Annotated in this window: 1 tRNA gene and 1 rRNA gene; both read left to right on the top strand. The window is 39.4% G+C overall.

Features of this window, described 5'->3' with window-relative positions:
• The first annotated feature begins 166 nt into the window (after positions 1–166).
• Positions 167–240 (top strand) — tRNA-Ala (locus tag EYW44_RS21945).
• A 184-nt stretch (positions 241–424) separates the two neighbouring features.
• Positions 425–528: ribosomal RNA gene (locus tag EYW44_RS21940) — 23S ribosomal RNA — on the top strand; the annotation flags it as partial.

Genomic DNA, 528 nt, shown 5'->3' with positions numbered 1-528 from the left:
GCTGGTTAGAGCGCTACACTGATAATGTAGAGGTCGGCAGTTCGAGTCTGCCCGAGACTACTATTAAATTTAAGGCTTAGTTGAAAGGAAATTCTAGAAGTTGAGAATGGTAGTTTGAGAGATATAACTACTCAAGCTTACTACTCAATACTAACTACTAGTATTTGGGGGATTAGCTCAGCTGGCTAGAGCGCTTGCCTTGCACGCAAGAGGTCATCGGTTCGACTCCGATATTCTCCACAAGGCTAAAAGTCTGTCACAAAGTTTAAATACTTTTAAGTGGCAACTTGCCACAACGTTCATTGACATATTGGTAAAATGATATCGTAAAGAATCAAGATAGAGAGTTAGATATTAAATCTAACAGACATTTATAAAAAATATAAAGAGCTCGTTGTAGATGAGAATCTACAGCAAAAAGTACAATAAGCTAAATAAGGGCGTATGGCGGATGCCTAGGCTTTCAGAGGCGATGAAGGACGTGATAAGCTGCGAAAAGTTACGGGGAGATGCACATAATTTATGATC

It is taken from the genome of Tenacibaculum sp. M341, from assembly GCF_004337695.1.
Taxonomy (GTDB): domain Bacteria; phylum Bacteroidota; class Bacteroidia; order Flavobacteriales; family Flavobacteriaceae; genus Polaribacter.
This window is presented reverse-complemented; position numbering and strand designations above follow the sequence as displayed.